Here is a 19,440-nt window from a genome sequence, read left to right as displayed (position 1 = left end):
GAAGGTCTGCGCTTCGCTATCCGCGAAGGTGGCCGTACTGTGGGCGCTGGCGTCGTGGCCAAGATCATTGCTTAATTAAGCAAGGTATACAGGGGTATAGCTCAATTGGCAGAGCGTCGGTCTCCAAAACCGAAGGTTGTAGGTTCGATTCCTACTGCCCCTGCCACTTGAATGTGGCCCCCAACAAGCCCGCCAGACCCTGGCGGGCTTCGGTGTCTTAGGTGGCGCCGTGAATCGGAAGCAGGAAATACTCAAAGATGGCCACTTCACAGGTTGAAACTGTCAATACAGGCGCAGACAAGGCCAAGCTCGCAGCGGTGGTGGCGTTGGTCATTGCCTCAGTTGCGGGCTTTTATTTGTTGAGCAAGCAGGGCGCTGTCGTGCAGTGGGCGGCGTTGATCGTCGGGCTGATTGCGGCTGCGGCGGTCTTTCTGGTGTCGGAATCTGGGCGCCAGTTCGTCGCATTTGCCAAAGACGCATGGCGCGAAGTGAAAAAGGTGGTCTGGCCCACGCGCAAGGAGACCTTGCAGATGACGGCCTATGTGTTCGCCTTTGTGGTGATCATGGCGCTTTTTCTGTGGTTCACGGACAAGACGCTGGAGTGGGTCTTGTACGACTTGATTTTGGGTTGGAGAAAGTCATGATGACCGCTGCGGAAATCACGGGAGCACAAGCTCCTGCAGGCGCTCCTGCCTCGGCCAATCCAGATCTGCGCTGGTACATTGTCCATGCCTATTCGGGCATGGAAAAAGCGGTAGAGCGCAACATCCAGGAGCGCATCGGCCGCTCTGGCATGCAAGACAAATTTGGTCGCATCTTGGTGCCGACCGAAGAAGTCGTCGAAATGAAAAACGGCCAACGCAAGACGACGGAGCGTCGCTTGTTTCCGGGCTACGTGTTCGTTGAGATGGTGATGGATGACGATACCTGGCACTTGGTGAAGCACACCAACAAGGTAACTGGTTTTGTCGGGGGCGCCAAGAACCGTCCGGCGCCCATCTCGGAAGACGAAGTGCAAAAGATCGTCAGTCAGATGCAGGAGGGCACTGACAAGCCTCGCCACAAGATCGAGTTCATGGTGGGCGAGTTGGTGCGCGTCAAGGAAGGTCCTTTCACGGACTTCAACGGCTCCGTCGAAGAAGTCAATTACGAAAAGAGCCGCGTGCGCGTCTCCGTGATGATTTTCGGCCGCTCGACCCCTGTGGAGCTCGAGTTCGGACAAGTCGAAAAGACATAAGCCTGTCGATCACAAGCCTGACCTGCTTCGGTGGTCATGGCAATGGTTTTGGATGCCGCACTTTTCGACTCGGTGCGGACGTCGTCTCGGTGAGTCGTTAACCCGGGGAGCTGGTGGTTGCATGGTGCAACACAGGCGTTATGACCCGTCAGGAGTAAAGCATGGCGAAAAAAATCGTCGGTTTTATCAAGCTGCAAGTTCCAGCTGGTAAGGCCAATCCATCCCCACCCATTGGCCCAGCACTGGGTCAGCGTGGTCTCAACATCATGGAGTTCTGCAAGGCATTCAATGCGCAGACCCAAGGTGTGGAGCCAGGTCTGCCGTTGCCCGTGGTCATCACGGCGTTCGCAGACAAGAGCTTTACCTTCATCATCAAGACGCCGCCTGCGACGACTCTGATCAAGAAGGCCATCAAGCTCGAAAAGGGTTCTTCCAATGCCCTGAAGACCAAGGTTGGCAAGATCACGCGCGAACAGCTCGAAGAGATCGCCAAGACCAAGATGAAGGACATGAACGCTGCTAACGTTGACGCTGCTGTCCGTACGCTGGCTGGTTCCGCACGCTCGATGGGCGTGACGGTGGAGGGTTTGTAAATGGCCAAGTTGACGAAAAAGCAAAAGGCCCTGCAGGGCAAGGTTGACAGCACCAAGCTGTACGCTTTTGCAGATGCAGTGGCGCTCGTGAAAGAAGCCGCTACGGCCAAGTTCGATGAATCCATCGACGTGGCGGTGCAACTGGGCATCGATGCCAAGAAGTCGGACCAAGTGGTGCGTGGCGCCGTGGTGCTGCCCAATGGCACTGGCAAAACGACCCGCGTGGCGGTGTTTGCACAAGGCGCCAAGGCAGAAGAAGCCAAGGCTGCGGGTGCTGATATCGTTGGCATGGACGACCTGGCTGCCATGGTCAAGGCCGGCGACATGCCTTTCGACGTGGTGATCGCTGCCCCTGACGCCATGCGCGTTGTGGGTACCCTGGGCCAGATTCTGGGTCCTCGTGGTCTGATGCCTAACCCCAAGGTTGGCACCGTGACTCCTGACGTTGCCACGGCTGTGAAGAACGCCAAGGCTGGTCAGGTGCAGTTCCGTGTGGACAAGGCCGGTATCGTGCACAGCACCATTGGCCGCCGTTCGTTCGACAACGAAAAGCTGCAAGGCAACCTTGCTGCGCTGATCGACGCACTGAACAAGGCCAAACCAGCTTCGAGCAAGGGTCTGTACCTGCGCAAGGTCGCTGTGTCCTCCACGATGGGCGTTGGCGTCCGCGTGGATACGCAATCCATCGCAGCGTAATTGCGATAAGAAATCTTCGGGCCTTTCAAGGGCCTGATGTGGTGGGCTGTAGGTGGTGCAATACCTGCCTGCAGGCCATCCAAGACCGTTGGTGTGCGGTTCACCGCACTTAATCCCCTTGTGGGGCCAACGCAGATGGCGATCCCGCTGCAGATGGAATTCGTTCCGAAACAGTTGGTCGCTGAAACAAGAGCGCGCAGAAGGGTGCAAACCTGAATGCGCAATTTAAGGAGTAGACCTTGAGTCTTAATCGCAGTGAGAAAGAAGCGGTCATCAGTGAAGTGACCAGCCTCGCCGCTAAAGCTCAAACGCTTGTGATCGCGGAATACCGTGGCATCACGGTCGCCGACATGACCAAACTGCGAGTTGATGCACGCAGCAAGGGTGTGAGCCTGAGTGTTCTGAAGAACACCCTGGCCCGCCGTGCTGTGGCAGGCAGCCAGTTTGACGTGGTGGCTGACCAGATGACTGGTCCCCTGATCTATGGCTTCTCCGAAGACGCCGTGGCCGCCGCGAAAGTGGTGGCTGACTTTGCGAAGACCAACGACAAGTTGGTGATTCGCGGTGGCGCTTTCGGTGGTAAAGCCCTGGACGTCAACGGCGTGAAGCAACTGGCCAACATTCCTTCCAAGGAAGTTCTGCTGGCTCAGATTTGTGGCTTGCTTATGTCCCCCATGTCGCGTACGGCCGTTGTGCTGGGCGCACTGGCGGCGAAAAAAGGCGAAGGCGCAGCCGCACCGGCCGCCGAACCTGCAGCAGCTTGATAGCTGGGCAGTCAACCAACACAATTGTTAGGAAATCAAAATGGCATTCGATAAAGACGCATTTTTGACCGCGCTGGACAGCATGACGGTTCTGGAACTCAATGACCTGGTGAAGGCCATTGAAGAGAAGTTTGGCGTGAGCGCTGCAGCCATGGCTGCTCCTGCTGCCGCTGGTGGTGGCGCTGGCGCCGCTGCTGCCGAAGAAAAGACGGAATTCAACGTGGTGCTGACCGAAGCCGGCGCCAACAAGGTGTCCGTCATCAAGGCAGTGCGCGAAATCACCGGTCTGGGCCTCAAGGAAGCCAAGGATCTGGTGGACGGCGCTCCCAAGAACGTCAAGGAAGGCATTGCCAAGGCCGACGCCGAAGCCGCCGTCAAGAAGCTGGTGGAAGCCGGCGCCAAGGCCGAACTCAAGTAATTCGGTCTTGCTCAAGGGCTGGAGTGCTCCTCAAAGGGCCTCCAGCCTTTGGTGCTTTCAGAGAGCACCCGTAAGCCCCGTTAGCAACGAGGCTTTCGAGTGTCTTCTGACAACCCCGACAGCAGAAGACGCCTTGGTTCGGGTGATGTGCAACGCATCACCGTCCGCCATGGTTGGTAGTGGCCAACCGCCAAGCCCGTAAGGACCACGCTCCTTGCGGGTCAGTCGTCGAAGACCCAGGACTCATGTCTTTGCCCGGAGATCTCATGGCCTATTCCTACACCGAACGCAAGCGAATTCGCAAAAGTTTCGGCACCCGCGATAGCGTGCTCGAAGTTCCTTATCTGCTGCAGATGCAGAAGGACGCATACACCGCTTTCCTGCAGGCAGATACAGCACCCCAGAAAAGAACCATCGAAGGCCTTCAGGCTGCATTCGACGCTGCCTTCCCCATCGTCTCCCACAACGGTTTCGTGGAGATGAAATTCATTGAGTACAACTTGGCAAAGCCCGCGTTTGACGTGCGTGAATGCCAGACCCGTGGACTCACATTCGCCTCGGCCGTACGCGCCAAGGTGCAACTGATCATCTATGACCGCGAGTCCTCGACGTCGCAGTCCAAGGTGGTCAAGGAAGTGAAGGAGCAAGAGGTCTACATGGGTGAAGTGCCCCTGATGACCGACAAGGGCTCGTTCATCATCAATGGTACTGAGCGTGTGATCGTGTCGCAGCTGCACCGTTCACCTGGCGTGTTTTTCGAGCATGACAAGGGCAAGACCCACAGCTCGGGCAAGCTGCTGTTCTCGGCACGGATCATCCCGTACCGTGGTTCGTGGCTCGACTTCGAATTCGACCCCAAGGACATCCTGTACTTCCGCGTGGACCGTCGCCGCAAGATGCCGGTCACGATCCTGCTCAAGGCCATCGGCTTGAACCCTGAGTCCATCCTGGCGAACTTCTTCGTCAACGATAACTTCCGCCTGATGGACAGCGGCGCGCAGATGGAGTTTGTCTCCGAACGCCTGCGTGGCGAAGTGGCCCGTTTCGACATCACTGACAAGTCCGGCAAGGTGGTCGTGGCCAAGGACAAGCGCGTCACGGCCCGTCACACCCGTGAACTGGAACAATCTGGCACCACACACATCAGCGTGCCCGAAGACTTCCTGATTGGCCGCGTGGTCGCCCGCAACATTGTGGACGCTGACACAGGCGAAATCATCGCCAAAGCCAATGAAGAACTGACCGAAGCGCTTCTCAAGAAGCTGCGTTCTGCCGGCGTGCAAGACCTGCAGGTCATCTACACGAACGAACTGGATCAGGGCGCCTACATTTCGCAGACCCTGCGCATCGATGAAACGGTGGATGAGTTCGCTGCCCGTGTGGCCATCTACCGCATGATGCGCCCCGGCGAGCCGCCGACCGAAGACGCCGTGCAGGCCCTTTTCCAGCGCCTGTTCTACAACCCTGACACCTACGACCTGTCGCGCGTGGGCCGCATGAAGTTCAACGCCAAGATCGGCCGCGACGAATCCACCGGCCCCATGGTGCTGTCCAACGAGGACATCCTGGCTGTGGTCAAGATTCTGGTGGACCTGCGCAACGGCAACGGCGAAGTCGATGACATCGATCACCTGGGCAACCGCCGCGTGCGTTGCGTGGGCGAACTGGCCGAGAACCAGTACCGCACCGGCCTGGCCCGTATCGAAAAGGCTGTGAAGGAACGTCTGGGGCAGGCCGAGCAAGAGCCTCTGATGCCCCATGATCTGATCAACAGCAAGCCGATTTCGGCCGCCTTGAAGGAATTCTTCGGCGCCTCGCAGCTGTCGCAGTTCATGGACCAGACCAACCCGCTGGCCGAAATCACGCACAAGCGCCGTGTGTCCGCTCTGGGCCCAGGCGGTTTGACCCGTGAGCGCGCAGGCTTTGAAGTGCGTGACGTGCACGTGACCCATTACGGCCGCGTCTGCCCTATCGAAACGCCTGAAGGTCCGAACATCGGTCTGATCAACTCGCTGGCCCTGTACGCCCGCCTGAACGAGTACGGTTTCATTGAAACCCCGTACCGTCGTGTGGTCGACGGCAAGGTGACCAACGATATTGACTACCTGTCGGCGATCGAAGAAGGCAAGTATGTGATCGCGCAGGCCAATGCGCAGCTCGACAAGGACGGTCGCCTGACGGGCGAACTGGTCTCCGCCCGTGAAAAGGGTGAGTCGATTCTGTGCGGCGCAGACCGCGTGCAGTACATGGACGTTTCGCCTGCGCAGATCGTGTCGGTGGCAGCCTCGCTGGTGCCATTCCTTGAGCACGACGATGCGAACCGCGCGTTGATGGGCGCCAACATGTCGCGCCAGGCCGTGCCTGTGCTGCGCCCTGAAAAGCCCCTCGTCGGCACCGGCATTGAACGCGTGGCCGCTGTCGACTCGGGCACCGTCGTGACCGCCACACGTGGCGGCATCGTGGACTACGTCGATGCCACCCGTATCGTGGTGCGTGTGAACGACGACGAGGCCGTGGCCGGTGAAGTTGGTGTGGACATCTACAACCTCATCAAGTACCAGCGTTCCAACCAGAACACCAACATCCACCAGCGTCCGATCGTCAAGAAGGGTGACAAGCTGGTCAAGGGTGACGTCGTGGCCGACGGTGCATCGACGGACTTTGGCGAAATCGCCATCGGCCAGAACATGCTGATCGCGTTCATGCCCTGGAACGGATACAACTTCGAAGACTCGATCCTGATCTCCGAACGCGTGGTGTCCGAAGACCGCTACACCTCGATCCACATCGAAGAGTTGGTCGTGATGGCTCGCGACACGAAGCTGGGTGCAGAAGAAATCACACGCGACATTCCGAACCTGTCGGAACAGCAACTGAACCGTCTGGATGAGTCCGGCATCATCTACGTGGGCGCCGAAGTGCAACCCGGCGACACGCTGGTCGGCAAGGTAACGCCCAAGGGCGAAACCACCCTCACGCCTGAAGAGAAGCTGCTGCGCGCCATCTTCGGCGAGAAGGCTTCCGACGTGAAGGACACGTCGCTGCGCGTGGACCAGGGTTCGTCGGGCACCGTGATCGACGTGCAGGTGTTCACACGTGAAGGCATCCAACGTGACAAGCGCGCCCAGCAGATCATCGACGATGAACTCAAGCGCTTCCGTCTGGACCTGAACGACCAGCTGCGCATCGTGGAGGCCGACGCCTTTGATCGTATCGAGAAGCTGCTGACCGGCCGCGTGGCCAACGGCGGCCCACAGAAGCTCGCCAAGGGCACGAAGATCGACAAGGCCTATCTGGCTTCCGTCGAGAAGTTCCACTGGTTCGACATCCGCCCTGCGGAAGACGAAGTCGCCACCCAGCTCGAATCCATCAAGAACGCGCTGGAGCAAACGCGCCACAGCTTTGACCTGGCCTTTGAAGAAAAGCGCAAGAAGCTCACGCAAGGCGACGAGCTGCCAGCTGGCGTGCTCAAGATGGTCAAGGTGTACCTTGCCGTCAAGCGCCGTCTGCAGCCTGGTGACAAAATGGCTGGCCGCCACGGTAACAAGGGTGTGGTGTCCAAGATCGTTCCGGTCGAGGACATGCCCTACATGGCCGACGGCACGCCTGCCGACATCGTTCTGAACCCGCTGGGCGTGCCCTCGCGGATGAACATCGGTCAGGTGCTGGAAGTCCACCTGGGCTGGGCCGGCAAGGGCATTGGTCAGCGCATTGGCAACATGCTCCAGGAGCAGGCCAAGGCGTCTGAACTGCGCACGTTCCTGGAAGAGGTGTACAACTCGCGCGGCCGCAAGGAAGACCTGTCGCAACTGAGCGACGACGACCTGATGGCCATGGCGGAAAATCTGACGAGCGGTGTGCCTTACGCCACCCCCGTGTTCGATGGTGCTTCGGAAGAAGAAATCAAGGACATGCTCAAGATCGCCTACCCAGACGACATCGCAGAGCGCAAGGGCCTGACACCGACCCGCACACAGGCTTATCTGTTTGATGGCCGCACGGGCGAGCGCTTTGAGCGCCCGACCACCATCGGCTACATGCACTACCTGAAGCTGCACCACTTGGTGGACGACAAGATGCATGCCCGCTCGACCGGTCCTTACTCGCTCGTCACGCAGCAGCCGCTGGGTGGTAAGGCGCAGTTTGGTGGCCAGCGTTTCGGGGAAATGGAAGTGTGGGCGCTGGAAGCTTACGGCGCCGCCTACGTGCTGCAGGAAATGCTGACCGTGAAGTCCGACGACGTGGTGGGCCGTACCAAGGTGTACGAATCCATCGTCAAGGGCGAACACGCCATCGAAGCCGGCATGCCGGAATCGTTCAACGTGCTGGTCAAGGAAATCCGTTCGCTGGGCCTGGACATCGAGCTGGAACGCTCCTAAGCAGAAAAGGAAAGAGTCACTATGAAATCGCTACTCGACCTGTTCAAGCAATTCACGCCGGACGAGCATTTCGATGCCATCCGTATCGGCATGGCTTCGCCCGAAAAGATCCGTTCGTGGTCTTTCGGCGAAGTGAAGAAGCCCGAAACCATCAACTACCGTACGTTCAAGCCCGAGCGTGACGGCCTGTTCTGCGCCAAGATTTTTGGTCCTATCAAGGACTACGAATGCCTGTGCGGCAAGTACAAGCGCCTCAAGCACCGCGGTGTGATCTGCGAGAAGTGCGGCGTTGAAGTCACGCAGACCAAGGTGCGCCGCGAGCGCATGGGCCACATCGACCTGGCCGCGCCTTGCGCCCACATCTGGTTCCTGAAGTCGCTGCCATCGCGTCTGGGTCTGGTGCTGGACATGACGCTGCGCGACATCGAACGCGTGCTGTACTTTGAAGCCTACGTGGTGACCGACCCCGGCATGACTCCGCTGAAGAAGTTCAGCATCATGTCCGAGGACGACTACGACGCAAAGCGCAAGGAATACGGCGACGAATTCATCGCCAAGATGGGCGCTGAAGGTATCAAGGACCTGCTCGAATCCATCGACATCGACCTGTCGATCGAACGCCTGCGTGGCGACTTGACCGGCTCCGAAGTCAAGGTCAAGAAGAACGCCAAGCGCCTGAAGGTGCTCGAAGCGTTCAAGAAGTCCGGTATCAAGCCCGAGTGGATGGTGCTGGAAGTGCTGCCCGTGCTGCCGCCGGACCTGCGTCCGCTGGTGCCTCTGGACGGCGGCCGCTTCGCGACCTCTGACCTGAACGACCTGTACCGCCGCGTTATCAACCGCAACAGCCGTCTGCGCCGTCTGCTGGAACTGAAGGCCCCTGAAATCATCGCCCGCAACGAAAAGCGGATGCTGCAAGAGGCCGTGGACTCGCTGCTGGACAACGGCCGCCGTGGCAAGGCCATGACGGGCGCCAACAAGCGTGCTCTGAAGTCGTTGGCCGACATGATCAAGGGTAAGTCGGGCCGTTTCCGTCAGAACTTGCTGGGCAAGCGCGTGGACTACTCCGGTCGTTCCGTGATTACCGTGGGCCCAACGCTCAAGCTGCACCAGTGCGGCCTGCCCAAGCTGATGGCTCTGGAGCTGTTCAAGCCTTTCATCTTCTCGCGCCTCGAAGCCATGGGCATCGCTACGACGATCAAGGCCGCCAAGAAGGAAGTCGAATCCGGCACCCCCGTGGTGTGGGACATCCTGGAAGAGGTCATCAAGGAACACCCCGTGATGCTGAACCGTGCGCCTACGCTGCACCGTTTGGGTATCCAGGCCTTTGAACCCATCCTGATCGAAGGCAAGGCCATCCAGCTGCACCCGCTTGTTTGCGCGGCCTTCAACGCCGACTTCGACGGTGACCAGATGGCTGTTCACGTCCCGCTGTCGGTGGAAGCGCAGATGGAAGCCCGCACGCTGATGCTGGCCTCCAACAACGTGCTATTCCCGGCTTCGGGCGAGCCCTCCATCGTTCCTTCGCAGGACGTGGTGCTGGGCCTGTACTACGCCACCCGCGACCGCATCAACGGCAAGGGCGAAGGCCTGGTGTTTGCCGACACCGGTGAAGTGCAACGCGCGCTGGATGCGGGCGAGGTCGAGCTGGCTGCCAAGATCACGGTGCGCATGACCGAGTGGACGAAGAACAAGGAAACGGGCGAGTTCGTGCCGTCGACTTCGCTCGTGGAAACCACTGCGGGCCGTGCGCTGCTGTCCGAAATTCTTCCCAAGGGCCTGCCGTTCAGCAACATGAACAAGGCGCTGAAGAAGAAGGAAATCTCCAAGCTCATCAACGTGAGCTTCCGCAAGTGCGGCCTGAAGGAAACCGTGGTGTTTGCAGACAAGCTGCTGCAAAACGGTTTCCGCCTGGCCACGCGCGCCGGTATCTCGATTGCCATTGACGACATGCTGGTGCCGCCACAGAAGGCCGGCATCATCGAGCGCTCCGAGAAGGAAGTCAAAGAGATCGAGCAGCAGTACGTGTCCGGTCTGGTGACGTCTGGCGAGCGTTACAACAAGGTGGTGGACATCTGGGGCAAGGCCGGCGACGAAGTGTCCAAGGTAATGATGGCCCAGCTTTCCAAGCAGAAGGTCATGGACCGCCACGGCAAGGAAGTGGATCAGGAGTCGTTCAACTCCATCTACATGATGGCCGACTCCGGTGCCCGGGGCTCCGCTGCCCAGATCCGTCAGGTGGCCGGTATGCGGGGTCTGATGGCCAAGCCAGACGGCTCGATCATTGAAACGCCTATCACCGCGAACTTCCGAGAAGGTCTGAACGTGCTGGAGTACTTCATCTCCACCCACGGTGCCCGTAAGGGTCTGGCCGACACGGCGCTGAAGACGGCGAACTCCGGGTACCTCACCCGCCGTCTGGTGGACGTGACGCAGGACCTGGTCGTGACCGAAGAGGATTGCGGCACGGCCAATGGTTCGCTGATGCGCGCCATCGTCGAAGGCGGTGAAGTGATCGAATCGCTGCGCGAGCGTATCCTGGGCCGCACTGCAGCTGAAGATGTGCTGCACCCCGAGAACCGCTCGGTGCTGGTCGAAGCCGGTGTGATGCTGGACGAAGACCTGATCGAAGAGCTGGAAGCGGCTGGCGTGGACGAAGTGAAGGTGCGCACGGCCCTGACCTGCGAAACCCGCTACGGCCTGTGCGCCAAGTGCTACGGCCGTGACCTGGGCCGCGGTGGCCTGATCAACCTCGGCGAAGCCGTGGGTGTGATCGCTGCCCAGTCCATCGGTGAGCCCGGCACGCAGCTGACCATGCGTACGTTCCACATCGGTGGTGCCGCTTCGCGTGCTGCCATCGCGTCGAGCGTGGAAGCCAAGTCCAACGGCGTGATCGGCTTCAATGCCACGATGCGCTACGTGAGCAACACCAAGGGCGAGCTGGTGGTGATTGCACGTTCGGGTGAGATCATCATCCAGGACGAGCATGGCCGCGAGCGCGAGCGCCACAAGGTGCCTTACGGCGCCACGCTGACGGTGAAGGCCGACCAGCAGATCAAGGCCGGCACGATCCTGGCCAACTGGGATCCGCTGACGCGACCCATCATCACCGAGTTCGCCGGTCAGACCAAGTTCGAGAACGTCGAAGAAGGCCTGACGGTGGCCAAGCAGGTAGATGAAGTGACCGGTCTGTCCACGCTGGTGGTGATCGATCCGAAGCGCCGTGGTGCTGCCAAGGTGGTGCGTCCACAGGTGAAGCTGATCGACGCCCAGGGCAACGAAGTGAAGATCCCTGGTACCGACCACTCGGTGACCATCGGCTTCCAGGTCGGCGCTCTGATTCAGGTGCGTGACGGTCAGGACGTGGGCCCCGGCGAAGTGCTGGCGCGTATTCCGGTCGAAGGCCAGAAGACCCGCGACATTACCGGTGGTCTGCCCCGCGTGGCCGAACTGTTTGAAGCCCGTACTCCGAAGGACAAGGGCACGCTGGCCGAAATGACCGGTACCGTGTCGTTCGGCAAGGAAACCAAGGGCAAGGTCCGCTTGCAGATCACCGACCCTGAAGGCCGCGTGTTCGAAGAGCTTGTGCCCAAGGAAAAGAACATCCTGGTGCACGAAGGCCAAGTGGTCAACAAGGGCGAATCGATTGTGGACGGCCCAGCCGACCCGCAAGACATCCTGCGCCTGCTGGGTATCGAAGAGCTGTCGCGCTACATCGTGGACGAAGTGCAGGACGTGTATCGCTTGCAAGGCGTGAAGATCAATGACAAGCACATTGAAGTGATCGTTCGCCAGATGCTGCGCCGTGTGGTGGTCGAGAACATCGGTGAGTCCAACTACATCAGCGGTGAACAGGTCGAGCGCTCCGAGATCCTGAACACCAACGAGGCACTGCAAGCTGAGGGCAAGATCCCCGCGACCTACAGCAACCTGCTGCTGGGTATCACGAAGGCATCGCTGTCTACCGACTCGTTCATCTCGGCCGCTTCCTTCCAGGAAACGACCCGCGTGCTCACCGAGGCTGCCATCATGGGCAAGCGCGACGAGCTGCGTGGCCTGAAGGAAAACGTGATCGTGGGTCGCCTGATCCCTGCAGGTACGGGTCTGGCCTACCACCAGGCACGCAAGGCCAAGGACGCCATGGACGACGCCGAGCGCCGCGCCATCGCCGAAGCCGAAGCCGCCGAAATGGCAGCCCAGTCGGACGCCTCGGATGTGGACAGTGGCAGCGTCACTGCCACCGACGCAGCGGCAGACTGATAGAAAACAGCAAGGCCCATTCCCGGCCCTGCTGCGGTCGCCACAGCGCCCCCGTCCTGTCCCAGGCAGGCCGGGGGCGTTTTTGATGGACGCGTGTCTTTTCACCGCCCGTCGTTTGTTTCAACTTTCTGTTTTTCGGGCCGCGACGGGTGCAGCAGTATCCGCTCCGGCAACTGTGCATGCTGTGGTCGTCGCCCCTTTTCTGGATTGCTTTTGCCGTCTTTCTGTTCTGGGCCCTGGGGGCCTACAACCGTCTGATGCGCTTGCGTTCGGCCGTTGTTCAGTCGTTCGGCAGTTTTGATGCGCACATGGTGCGGCTGGTGGCGTTGCTCGGCGAGTTCGGGGCAGCGCAGACGGTACAGCGCGGCAGCCTGCTGGCCGACGGGGGCGCGCAAGAGCTGGCCGCGCTGCAGGGCGCAGTGACCCAATTCAGTGCCTCTTTGGCCGTGGCACGCGCCCGCCCGCTGCAGGATGACGCGGTGGCTGCATTGACGGCCGCCCGGGAAGTGCTTCGCGCTACCTGGGCCACCGCCTTGCAAAAGTTGGTGGACGACCCTGCGCAGCCGGTAGCGCTGGCTTCCGCGGGCGACCCTGGCGTCGTCCCCGGGTCTTCGCCCGTGGTGTTGTTGTCCGTGTGGCAGGTTCGCTGGGAGGAACACGCCGTCCAGAACGAGCAAGCGATTCGGGTGTTCAATGAGGCCGTGGTGCAGTACAACAGTGCCATTGCCCAGTTTCCGGCCAGCCTGCTGGCCTGGGTGTTCGGGTTCAAGGCGGCACGCGCGCTGTAACCCGTTTTCAGGATCACGATGACTCCACCTCCCCACAACCGCCCTCGTCGCACCGGTGACCATGCGCAGCGCCCCGCGCGCGCAGGCTCCGGCCAGCAGTCTCCGCGGGCGAGTTCTGCTGCGGTCCCATCCGACGGGGCGACCTCGCCGAGTACCACACCTGTTCCTCTGTGGCGGTTGCTGACAGCAGTGGCTGGCGCCTTACAGGCGATTCGCGGAGGGCAGTCCGGCACGACAGCGCTGGCGGCCGTAGAGACCGCGTTGCGCCCCGGCGTGCAGGCTTTGCTGTTCCAGGTGCTGCGGCAGGCTGGGCGGGCCGAGGCCTTGCGCCGCCAGCTGGCCGCCCGCGCCCCAGCTCCTGCCGCCGATGCCCTGCTGTGCAGTGCATTGGCGCTGTGCTGGGATCCGCACGCATCGCCCTACGAACCTTTTACCCTGGTGAACCAGGCGGTGGAGGCGGCCAAGCACCACCCAGCCACACGCGCGCAAGCTTCGTTCATCAATGGTTGCCTGCGCCGCTTTTTGCGAGAGCGGGACGCTCTGGTGGCGGCCACCGACAACGATCCGGTGGCGCGCTGGAACCATCCACACTGGTGGATTCAGCGCCTGCGCAAGGACCATCCCCAGCACTGGGAGGAGATCCTGCACGCCAACAATGCCCACGCACCCATGGTGTTGCGGGTCAATGAAAAAAAATGCACGGTAGCGCAGTATTTGTTTGCCTTGAGTGCTATTGGTTTAGGAGCGGAGGCAGTGGGGCAGCACGGGGTCGCGCTACGCCAAGCCGTGCCCGTGCAGTCGCTGCCTCACTTTGCCGAGGGCTGGGTGTCGGTGCAGGACGCTGCTGCGCAACAGGCGGCCCCTTTGCTACTGCAAGGGCTGGACCTGATCCATCCCTTGCGCGTGCTCGACGCCTGCGCCGCCCCCGGCGGCAAGACGGCGCACCTGCTGGAGATGGCGGGTCCGCAGTCTCCCTTGCAGGTCACGGCGCTGGAAATCGATGCCACACGCAGCGTCCGCATTGGTGAAACCCTGCAGCGCCTGGGGCTAACGGCCCAGGTCCTGGTGGCAGATGCTGCTCGCCCGGAAGACTGGTGGCAGTCGCAGTGCGGTGGCGTGCCGTTCGACGCCATCCTGCTCGACGCACCGTGCACCGCGTCCGGCATTGTGCGTCGCCATCCGGACGTGCGCTGGCTGCGCCGTGAATCCGACATTGCCCAGCTGGCAACCCTGCAGGCGGCCCTGCTCAAGGCCCTGTGGCCGCTGTTGCGTCCCGGCGGGCGCCTGCTGTATTGCACTTGTTCCGTCTTCCGGGCAGAGGGTGATGCCCAGGTGCAAACGTTTCTTGCACACAACACCGATGCGCAAATGCTGCCGTCGCCGGGGCATTTAATTCCCGGCAACGCGGACAAGGTCGGAGCTGTCCCGGACAATCTGACCGGTGACCACGACGGCTTTTTTTACGCACTGTTGCAAAAATCGGCGCAATGAGCCCCGGAGCATGCGCTGGTGGCTGGTGTGCGCATGGTTTGTGCTGTTTTGGGGGACGGTGCTCTGCTGGGTGCCGCAGGCCGTGGCCGCACAGGCGGCCTCCTCCGAGGTGGGTGACCTGCGCCTCGAACGCGGGGACGACGGTCTGTACCTGAGTGCCAACCTGCAATTTGAACTGCCCGAGCTGGCCGAAGACGCCTTGCAAAAAGGCATTCCCATGTTCTTCGTGGCCGACGCCCAGGTGCTGCGCGACCGCTGGTACTGGTCCGACCGGCAGGTGGCCGAGACCACCCGGTACTTCCGCCTGAGCTACCAGCCGCTCACCCGCCGTTGGCGTCTCAACATCTCCTCCACGCCTTTCACCAACAGCGGGCTGGGCGTGGTGCTGGGTCAGAATTTTGACAATTACGCCGATGCCTTGTCGTCGATTCAGCGTTTTTCACGCTGGAAGATCGCTGAACGCGATGTGATCGAGTCCGATGCCGTGCATACGGTGAACTTCCGCTTCCGCCTCGACATGTCCCAGCTGCCCCGTCCTTTCCAGATCGGTGCGGTCGGCCGGTCGGGCTGGAACCTGCTGGTCTCCCGCAGCCAGCGCCTGGGTGCAGGGCCTGCCAAGTGAGTTCCCGCCCCTCATCATCCGGCGTTTCGGCATCGACCCACGCTACAGCTCGTCAGTCCCGCGCGGTGCGCTGGGCCGTGGGCGTTGGCGCCGCCATCATGTCGGCCATCGGCATGGTGCTGCTGTTCCTGTTGACGCTGGCCACCAACAACCGGGTGCTGTACGAGCGCAACTACGCCTGGCTGTTTGGCGTCAACGTGTTTGTGGCGCTGCTGCTGCTCCTGGTGCTGGGCTGGGTGGCCGTGCGCCTGGGGCTGCGGCTGCGCCGGGGGCGTTTTGGCAGCCGCCTGCTGGTCAAGCTGGCCGCCATCTTTGCGCTGGTGGGGCTGATGCCGGGACTGCTGATCTATGTGGTGTCTTACCAGTTCGTCACGCGCTCCATCGAAAGCTGGTTTGACGTCAAGGTGGAGGGGGCGCTGTCTGCAGGCGTCAACCTCGCCCGTGTGTCGCTGGATTCGCTGGCCACGGATATGGCCGCCAAAACCCGCAATGCCAGTGCCCAGGTGGCCCAGGTGCCCGATGCCGCTGCAGGCCTGGTGCTGGAGCGGATCCGCGATCAGCTCGGCGCGACCGACGTGGTGCTCTGGAACGCGTCCGGCCAGGCGGTGGCCAGCGTGGGGCAGTCGCGGTTCAGCCTCAATCCGGAGCGACCAGGCGCTGCCTTGCTGCGCACTGCACGCCAGCAGCGCGCCACCGCGCAGATTGAAGGGCTGGACGACATTGCCGACCCCGCCGCCGCGCAGAATGCGCGGGTCAAGGTGCTGGCCTTGGTCAGCAGCCCCAGCGTGGGCCTGTTGATGGAGCCGCGCTACCTGCAAGCCACCTTGCCCCTGCCGCCTGCCCTGGTGGCCAACGCCATTGCGGTGCAGGAGGCCAACCGCGAATACCAGGAACGTGCGCTGGCGCGGGGTGGGCTGCGTCGCATGTATGTGGGCACGCTCACGCTGAGTCTGTTCCTCGCTGTGTTCGGTGCGGTGCTGCTGGCAGTGTTGTTGGGCAACCAGCTGGCGCGGCCGCTGCTGGTACTGGCCGAAGGGGTGCGCGAGGTGGCGGCTGGCAACCTGAGCCCCAAGGCCGCGCTGCAAAGCAAGGATGAGCTGGGGGGGCTGACGCGCTCGTTTGCACTCATGACGCAGCAATTGGCAGACGCGCGCCAGGCGGTGGAGCAGAGCATGGGTGAGGTCGATGCCTCCCGCGCCAACCTGCAGACCATTCTGGACAACCTCACGGCGGGCGTCATTGTGCTGGACTCACAGGGGCTGATCCGCTCGTCCAACCCGGGCGCCACCCGTATCCTGCGCGCGCCCATGGCCGCGTATGAGGGGCGGTCACTGTCTGACGTGCCCGGTCTTGCAGAGTTTGCCGCGTCGGTCCAGGGCCATTTCGATGCGTTTCTGGGTGACCATGAACGCCACGGCCTGGACCACTGGCAGCAGCCGTTTGAGCTGCATGCCTCATCCGGCGGAGCCGGGCAGCACGCCACCAGCCTGGTTGCCCGGGGCGCCGAGTTGCCCGACTCCACCCGACTGTTGGTTTTTGACGACATTTCGGAAATCGTTTCGGCCCAGCGCGCACAGGCCTGGGGCGAGGTGGCGCGCCGGCTGGCGCACGAAATCAAGAACCCGCTGACCCCCATCCAGCTCTCCGCCGAGCGGCTCGAAATGAAGCTGTCGGGCAAGCTGCCAGACCCTGAACAGGCCATCCTCGCCAAGTCCGTCAAAACCATCGTCGATCAGGTCGATGCCATGAAGCGGCTGGTCAACGAGTTCCGCGATTACGCGCGTTTGCCCGCAGCAGAATTGCACGCACTGGATCTCAACGCGCTGGTCGCCGACGTGCTCCATTTGTATGGTGCAGAAAATGCCACCGTGCCTGTAGAAGCCGAGCTGGACCCGCGCTGCCCCTGGATTGCGGGCGATGCCCAGCAGTTGCGCCAGGTCGTGCACAACCTGCTGCAGAACGCCCAGGACTCGACCGAGCAGGCCCGCGCCGGGGCCTCGGAGCCAGTGCCGCCGGTGCGCATCAGCACCCGCTGGAGCGAATCGTCACGCCGCGTGCGGCTCACCGTGTCGGACAGCGGCGGGGGCTTTCCGTCGCATATCCTGCAGCGCGCGTTCGAGCCCTACGTCACCACCAAGCCACGTGGCACTGGTCTGGGTTTGGCCGTGGTCAAAAAGATCGCAGATGAGCACGGCGCGCGCATAGAACTGTCCAACCGTACCGAAGACGGCGTGGTGCGCGGCGCCCAAGTGTCGTTATCATTCGCCCCTGAACCAGCGGTGGCGTCATAACAACACCGCCCCGCAGTACCCCCAAGGCACTTCAACACACATGGCAAACATTCTGGTGGTCGACGATGAGCTCGGCATTCGTGATCTGCTGTCGGAAATCCTGAACGACGAAGGTCACAGCGTAGACCTCGCAGAAAATGCGACCCAGGCCAGAGCCGCCCGGGCAGGCAACAGTTATGACCTGGTGCTGCTGGACATCTGGATGCCCGACACCGACGGCGTCTCGTTGCTCAAGGAGTGGGCCACTGCCGGTGTGCTGACCATGCCGGTCATCATGATGAGCGGCCACGCCACCATCGACACGGCGGTGGAAGCCACCCGCATCGGCGCCTTCTCGTTCCTCGAAAAGCCCATCACCCTCCAAAAGCTGCTCAAGGCTGTGGAGCAGGGCTTGGCCCGCAACGCCGCCCACCAGGCCGCGCCCGTGGCGGCCGTGGCTGCACCCGCTGCCGTCCCGGCCGATCCGACCTTCTCGCAGCTGCCAGCCGTCTCGGCGGTGATGGCAGGGGTTGACCCCGGCCCGCACGCCCACCAGGGCTTCGATCTGGACCGCCCCCTGCGCGAGGCGCGTGACGGCTTTGAGAAGGCCTACTTTGAGTTCCACCTGGCCCGCGAAGGCGGCTCCATGACCCGCGTGGCCGAAAAGACGGGTCTGGAGCGCACACACCTGTATCGCAAACTGCGCCAGCTGGGTGTGGATCTAGGGCGCGGCAAGCGCGGCTGATCAATTAATTTATGCCTTTTGCCGGAAGCGCTGATTTTTCTGGCTATAATTTGAGGCTCAGGCCCGGTAGCTCAGTCGGTAGAGCAGAGGATTGAAAATCCTTGTGTCGGTGGTTCGATTCCGCCCCAGGCCACCAAAATTTCTCCTTGTAAATCAACAGTTTACGAAGAGATGCAAAACAAGCGACCCGTAAAACAGGTCGCTTTTTTGTTTTTCTGACGCAAGTTCTGACACTTGCATTGGGAAAGCAATGCGTTCGGTGGCAAGTCACTGCGCTTCATTGCGCGGTGATGACCGTATGGAACTCGGCGATGGCCGAACTCTTCTGCGGCAAAGAGGGGCGCTTTCGACTGCAGTTTTTTTGCCGGAAGGCTAAAGAAACGTCGCTGTACTCGATTCCACATCTGGAGTTGTTTATGGTTGTCAGTCTCTCATTGCTGTCTGCGCTCAAGGCAGTCAGCGCGTTCAATGCCTCGCAGTGCTGCCCTATAAGGCCCCTGGCGCCTCGCAAAGAGGTGTGCAATGGCTAAGCCTTACTTGGAGGGTAAGGGCTGGTGCGTACGCGCTCGCCACGAAGGCCACGATGTCTATCTGTCGGGATTTCCGACCAAAGCTGCTGTTCTCAAGGCCATGAGTCTGCGCAAGGTCGAGATTGACCGGGGTCGGGTGCCTCGTCAGCCAGGACCCGAACGTACAACCCTTGCTCAGGCGCTGCAGACATACGCGCTGGAGCGTCTGCGCTTTCTGAAAGGCGCTGTCCAGGATGCCGTGCGCATTAACAAATATCTGCGTTTTGCTGGGCTCGACCTGCTGGACGTGAAGTGTCTGGCCGAGGAAGAAGGGCAACAGGGCCAGCAAGACTCCGGTCCGCAGCACGTGTATTTCCGTGTCTCGCTCAAGCCGCACACGACTGAGCGCACGATTCCAAAGGGCTTGAGCGCGCACCGTGCTGCACAGTTGACGAAGAACGCGAACACAGAGCGCCATCGCGCTGTGCTCGCTTGCAAGCGCATGGCGGATATCACACGAAGTGATGTGCAGCAGTTCATGAATGCGATGGTCGATGATGGCAATGCGGCGTGTTGATTTCCACGCAAAGCTGACCCACCATTTCCATCGAATCTTGACCCACCCTGGTTCGTGAGCTTCACGCTCACGTTGTGGATAAGTTCTTGGTCGC

16 protein-coding genes and 2 tRNA genes are annotated in these 19,440 nt (G+C 61.3%); all 18 read left to right on the top strand.

Annotated elements, in window-relative coordinates:
* On the top strand, nt 1–75 hold a 75-nt coding region (locus tag AC1Q64_RS24705), incomplete at its 5' end, for an EF-Tu C-terminal domain-related protein (protein WP_198556962.1).
* 15 nt (nt 76–90) lie between these two features.
* Nucleotides 91–166 (top strand) — tRNA-Trp (locus tag AC1Q64_RS24700).
* A gap of 91 nt (nt 167–257) precedes the next feature.
* Nucleotides 258–644 (top strand): preprotein translocase subunit SecE, encoded by a 387-nt coding sequence (secE, locus tag AC1Q64_RS24695; protein WP_291438000.1) that lies wholly within the window; start codon nt 258–260, stop codon nt 642–644.
* Nucleotides 641–1,237 carry a transcription termination/antitermination protein NusG gene (gene nusG / locus AC1Q64_RS24690; protein ID WP_291438001.1) on the top strand — a complete coding sequence of 199 codons (597 nt, stop codon included), beginning with the start codon at nt 641–643 and terminating at the stop codon, nt 1,235–1,237. Before secE ends, nusG begins: the two co-directional genes overlap by 4 nt.
* Before the next feature lie 161 nt (nt 1,238–1,398).
* Complete coding sequence (rplK, locus tag AC1Q64_RS24685; protein ID WP_008907082.1) at nt 1,399–1,830, top strand: 50S ribosomal protein L11; 432 nt, start codon at nt 1,399–1,401, stop codon at nt 1,828–1,830.
* Nucleotides 1,831–2,526, top strand: a complete 696-nt coding sequence (rplA, locus tag AC1Q64_RS24680; RefSeq protein ID WP_056059944.1) for a 50S ribosomal protein L1 — start codon at nt 1,831–1,833, stop codon at nt 2,524–2,526. It begins immediately after the preceding gene.
* Nucleotides 2,527–2,765: 239 nt separating this feature from the next.
* Entirely contained in the window at nt 2,766–3,290 is a 525-nt protein-coding gene (rplJ, locus tag AC1Q64_RS24675) for a 50S ribosomal protein L10 (protein WP_034695835.1), read from the top strand.
* A gap of 40 nt (nt 3,291–3,330) precedes the next feature.
* A complete protein-coding gene (rplL, locus tag AC1Q64_RS24670) occupies nt 3,331–3,708 on the top strand; it encodes a 50S ribosomal protein L7/L12 (RefSeq protein ID WP_008907085.1) in 378 nt (125 codons plus the stop codon).
* A gap of 266 nt (nt 3,709–3,974) precedes the next feature.
* Nucleotides 3,975–8,087, top strand: coding sequence for a DNA-directed RNA polymerase subunit beta (gene rpoB / locus AC1Q64_RS24665; protein ID WP_492253098.1), 4,113 nt, complete (start codon nt 3,975–3,977; stop codon nt 8,085–8,087).
* Between the two features lie 21 nt (nt 8,088–8,108).
* Nucleotides 8,109–12,344 (top strand): DNA-directed RNA polymerase subunit beta', encoded by a 4,236-nt coding sequence (rpoC, locus tag AC1Q64_RS24660; protein WP_291438003.1) that lies wholly within the window; start codon nt 8,109–8,111, stop codon nt 12,342–12,344.
* A 179-nt stretch (nt 12,345–12,523) separates the two neighbouring features.
* The gene (locus AC1Q64_RS24655; RefSeq protein WP_291438004.1) at nt 12,524–13,132 is read left to right on the top strand and encodes a LemA family protein; all 609 of its coding nucleotides are present in this window, start codon (nt 12,524–12,526) and stop codon (nt 13,130–13,132) included.
* Nucleotides 13,133–13,321: 189 nt separating this feature from the next.
* The gene (rsmB, locus tag AC1Q64_RS24650; protein ID WP_492253097.1) at nt 13,322–14,623 is read left to right on the top strand and encodes a 16S rRNA (cytosine(967)-C(5))-methyltransferase RsmB; all 1,302 of its coding nucleotides are present in this window, start codon (nt 13,322–13,324) and stop codon (nt 14,621–14,623) included.
* Nucleotides 14,624–14,633: 10 nt separating this feature from the next.
* A complete protein-coding gene (locus AC1Q64_RS24645) occupies nt 14,634–15,245 on the top strand; it encodes a DUF4390 domain-containing protein (RefSeq protein WP_492253096.1) in 612 nt (203 codons plus the stop codon).
* Nucleotides 15,242–17,536: a sensor histidine kinase gene (locus tag AC1Q64_RS24640; protein WP_492253095.1), complete on the top strand. Its 2,295-nt coding sequence runs from the start codon at nt 15,242–15,244 to the stop codon at nt 17,534–17,536. The genes AC1Q64_RS24645 and AC1Q64_RS24640 overlap by 4 nt, the downstream gene beginning before the upstream one ends.
* 40 nt (nt 17,537–17,576) lie before the next feature.
* Nucleotides 17,577–18,260 (top strand): response regulator, encoded by a 684-nt coding sequence (locus AC1Q64_RS24635; RefSeq protein WP_291438007.1) that lies wholly within the window; start codon nt 17,577–17,579, stop codon nt 18,258–18,260.
* A 60-nt stretch (nt 18,261–18,320) separates the two neighbouring features.
* Nucleotides 18,321–18,396: transfer RNA gene (locus AC1Q64_RS24630), tRNA-Phe, on the top strand.
* A 175-nt stretch (nt 18,397–18,571) separates the two neighbouring features.
* On the top strand, nt 18,572–18,790 hold the full coding sequence (locus AC1Q64_RS24625; RefSeq protein WP_492253094.1) for a hypothetical protein: 219 nt from the start codon (nt 18,572–18,574) through the stop codon (nt 18,788–18,790).
* Nucleotides 18,783–19,346, top strand: a complete 564-nt coding sequence (locus tag AC1Q64_RS24620; protein WP_492253093.1) for a hypothetical protein — start codon at nt 18,783–18,785, stop codon at nt 19,344–19,346. The genes AC1Q64_RS24625 and AC1Q64_RS24620 overlap by 8 nt, the downstream gene beginning before the upstream one ends.
* The last annotated feature ends 94 nt before the right edge of the window (nt 19,347–19,440 follow it).

The organism is Acidovorax sp. GW835-FHT14G06 (assembly GCF_058793595.1).
Note: the sequence above shows the minus strand (reverse complement) of the source record. Positions and strands in the feature narration are given on the sequence as shown.

What these genes read in the sequence shown, in the direction of transcription:
- secE (WP_291438000.1), top strand. Translation starts at nt 258, where the DNA reads ATGGCCACTTCACAGGTTGAAACTGTCAATACAGGCGCAGACAAGGCC.
- nusG (WP_291438001.1), top strand. Translation starts at nt 641, where the DNA reads ATGATGACCGCTGCGGAAATCACGGGAGCACAAGCTCCTGCAGGCGCT.
- rplK (WP_008907082.1), top strand. Translation starts at nt 1,399, where the DNA reads ATGGCGAAAAAAATCGTCGGTTTTATCAAGCTGCAAGTTCCAGCTGGT.
- rplA (WP_056059944.1), top strand. Translation starts at nt 1,831, where the DNA reads ATGGCCAAGTTGACGAAAAAGCAAAAGGCCCTGCAGGGCAAGGTTGAC.
- rplL (WP_008907085.1), top strand. Translation starts at nt 3,331, where the DNA reads ATGGCATTCGATAAAGACGCATTTTTGACCGCGCTGGACAGCATGACG.
- rpoB (WP_492253098.1), top strand. Translation starts at nt 3,975, where the DNA reads ATGGCCTATTCCTACACCGAACGCAAGCGAATTCGCAAAAGTTTCGGC.
- rpoC (WP_291438003.1), top strand. Translation starts at nt 8,109, where the DNA reads ATGAAATCGCTACTCGACCTGTTCAAGCAATTCACGCCGGACGAGCAT.
- AC1Q64_RS24655 (WP_291438004.1), top strand. Translation starts at nt 12,524, where the DNA reads ATGCTGTGGTCGTCGCCCCTTTTCTGGATTGCTTTTGCCGTCTTTCTG.
- AC1Q64_RS24645 (WP_492253096.1), top strand. Translation starts at nt 14,634, where the DNA reads ATGCGCTGGTGGCTGGTGTGCGCATGGTTTGTGCTGTTTTGGGGGACG.
- AC1Q64_RS24635 (WP_291438007.1), top strand. Translation starts at nt 17,577, where the DNA reads ATGGCAAACATTCTGGTGGTCGACGATGAGCTCGGCATTCGTGATCTG.
- AC1Q64_RS24625 (WP_492253094.1), top strand. Translation starts at nt 18,572, where the DNA reads ATGGCCGAACTCTTCTGCGGCAAAGAGGGGCGCTTTCGACTGCAGTTT.
- AC1Q64_RS24620 (WP_492253093.1), top strand. Translation starts at nt 18,783, where the DNA reads ATGGCTAAGCCTTACTTGGAGGGTAAGGGCTGGTGCGTACGCGCTCGC.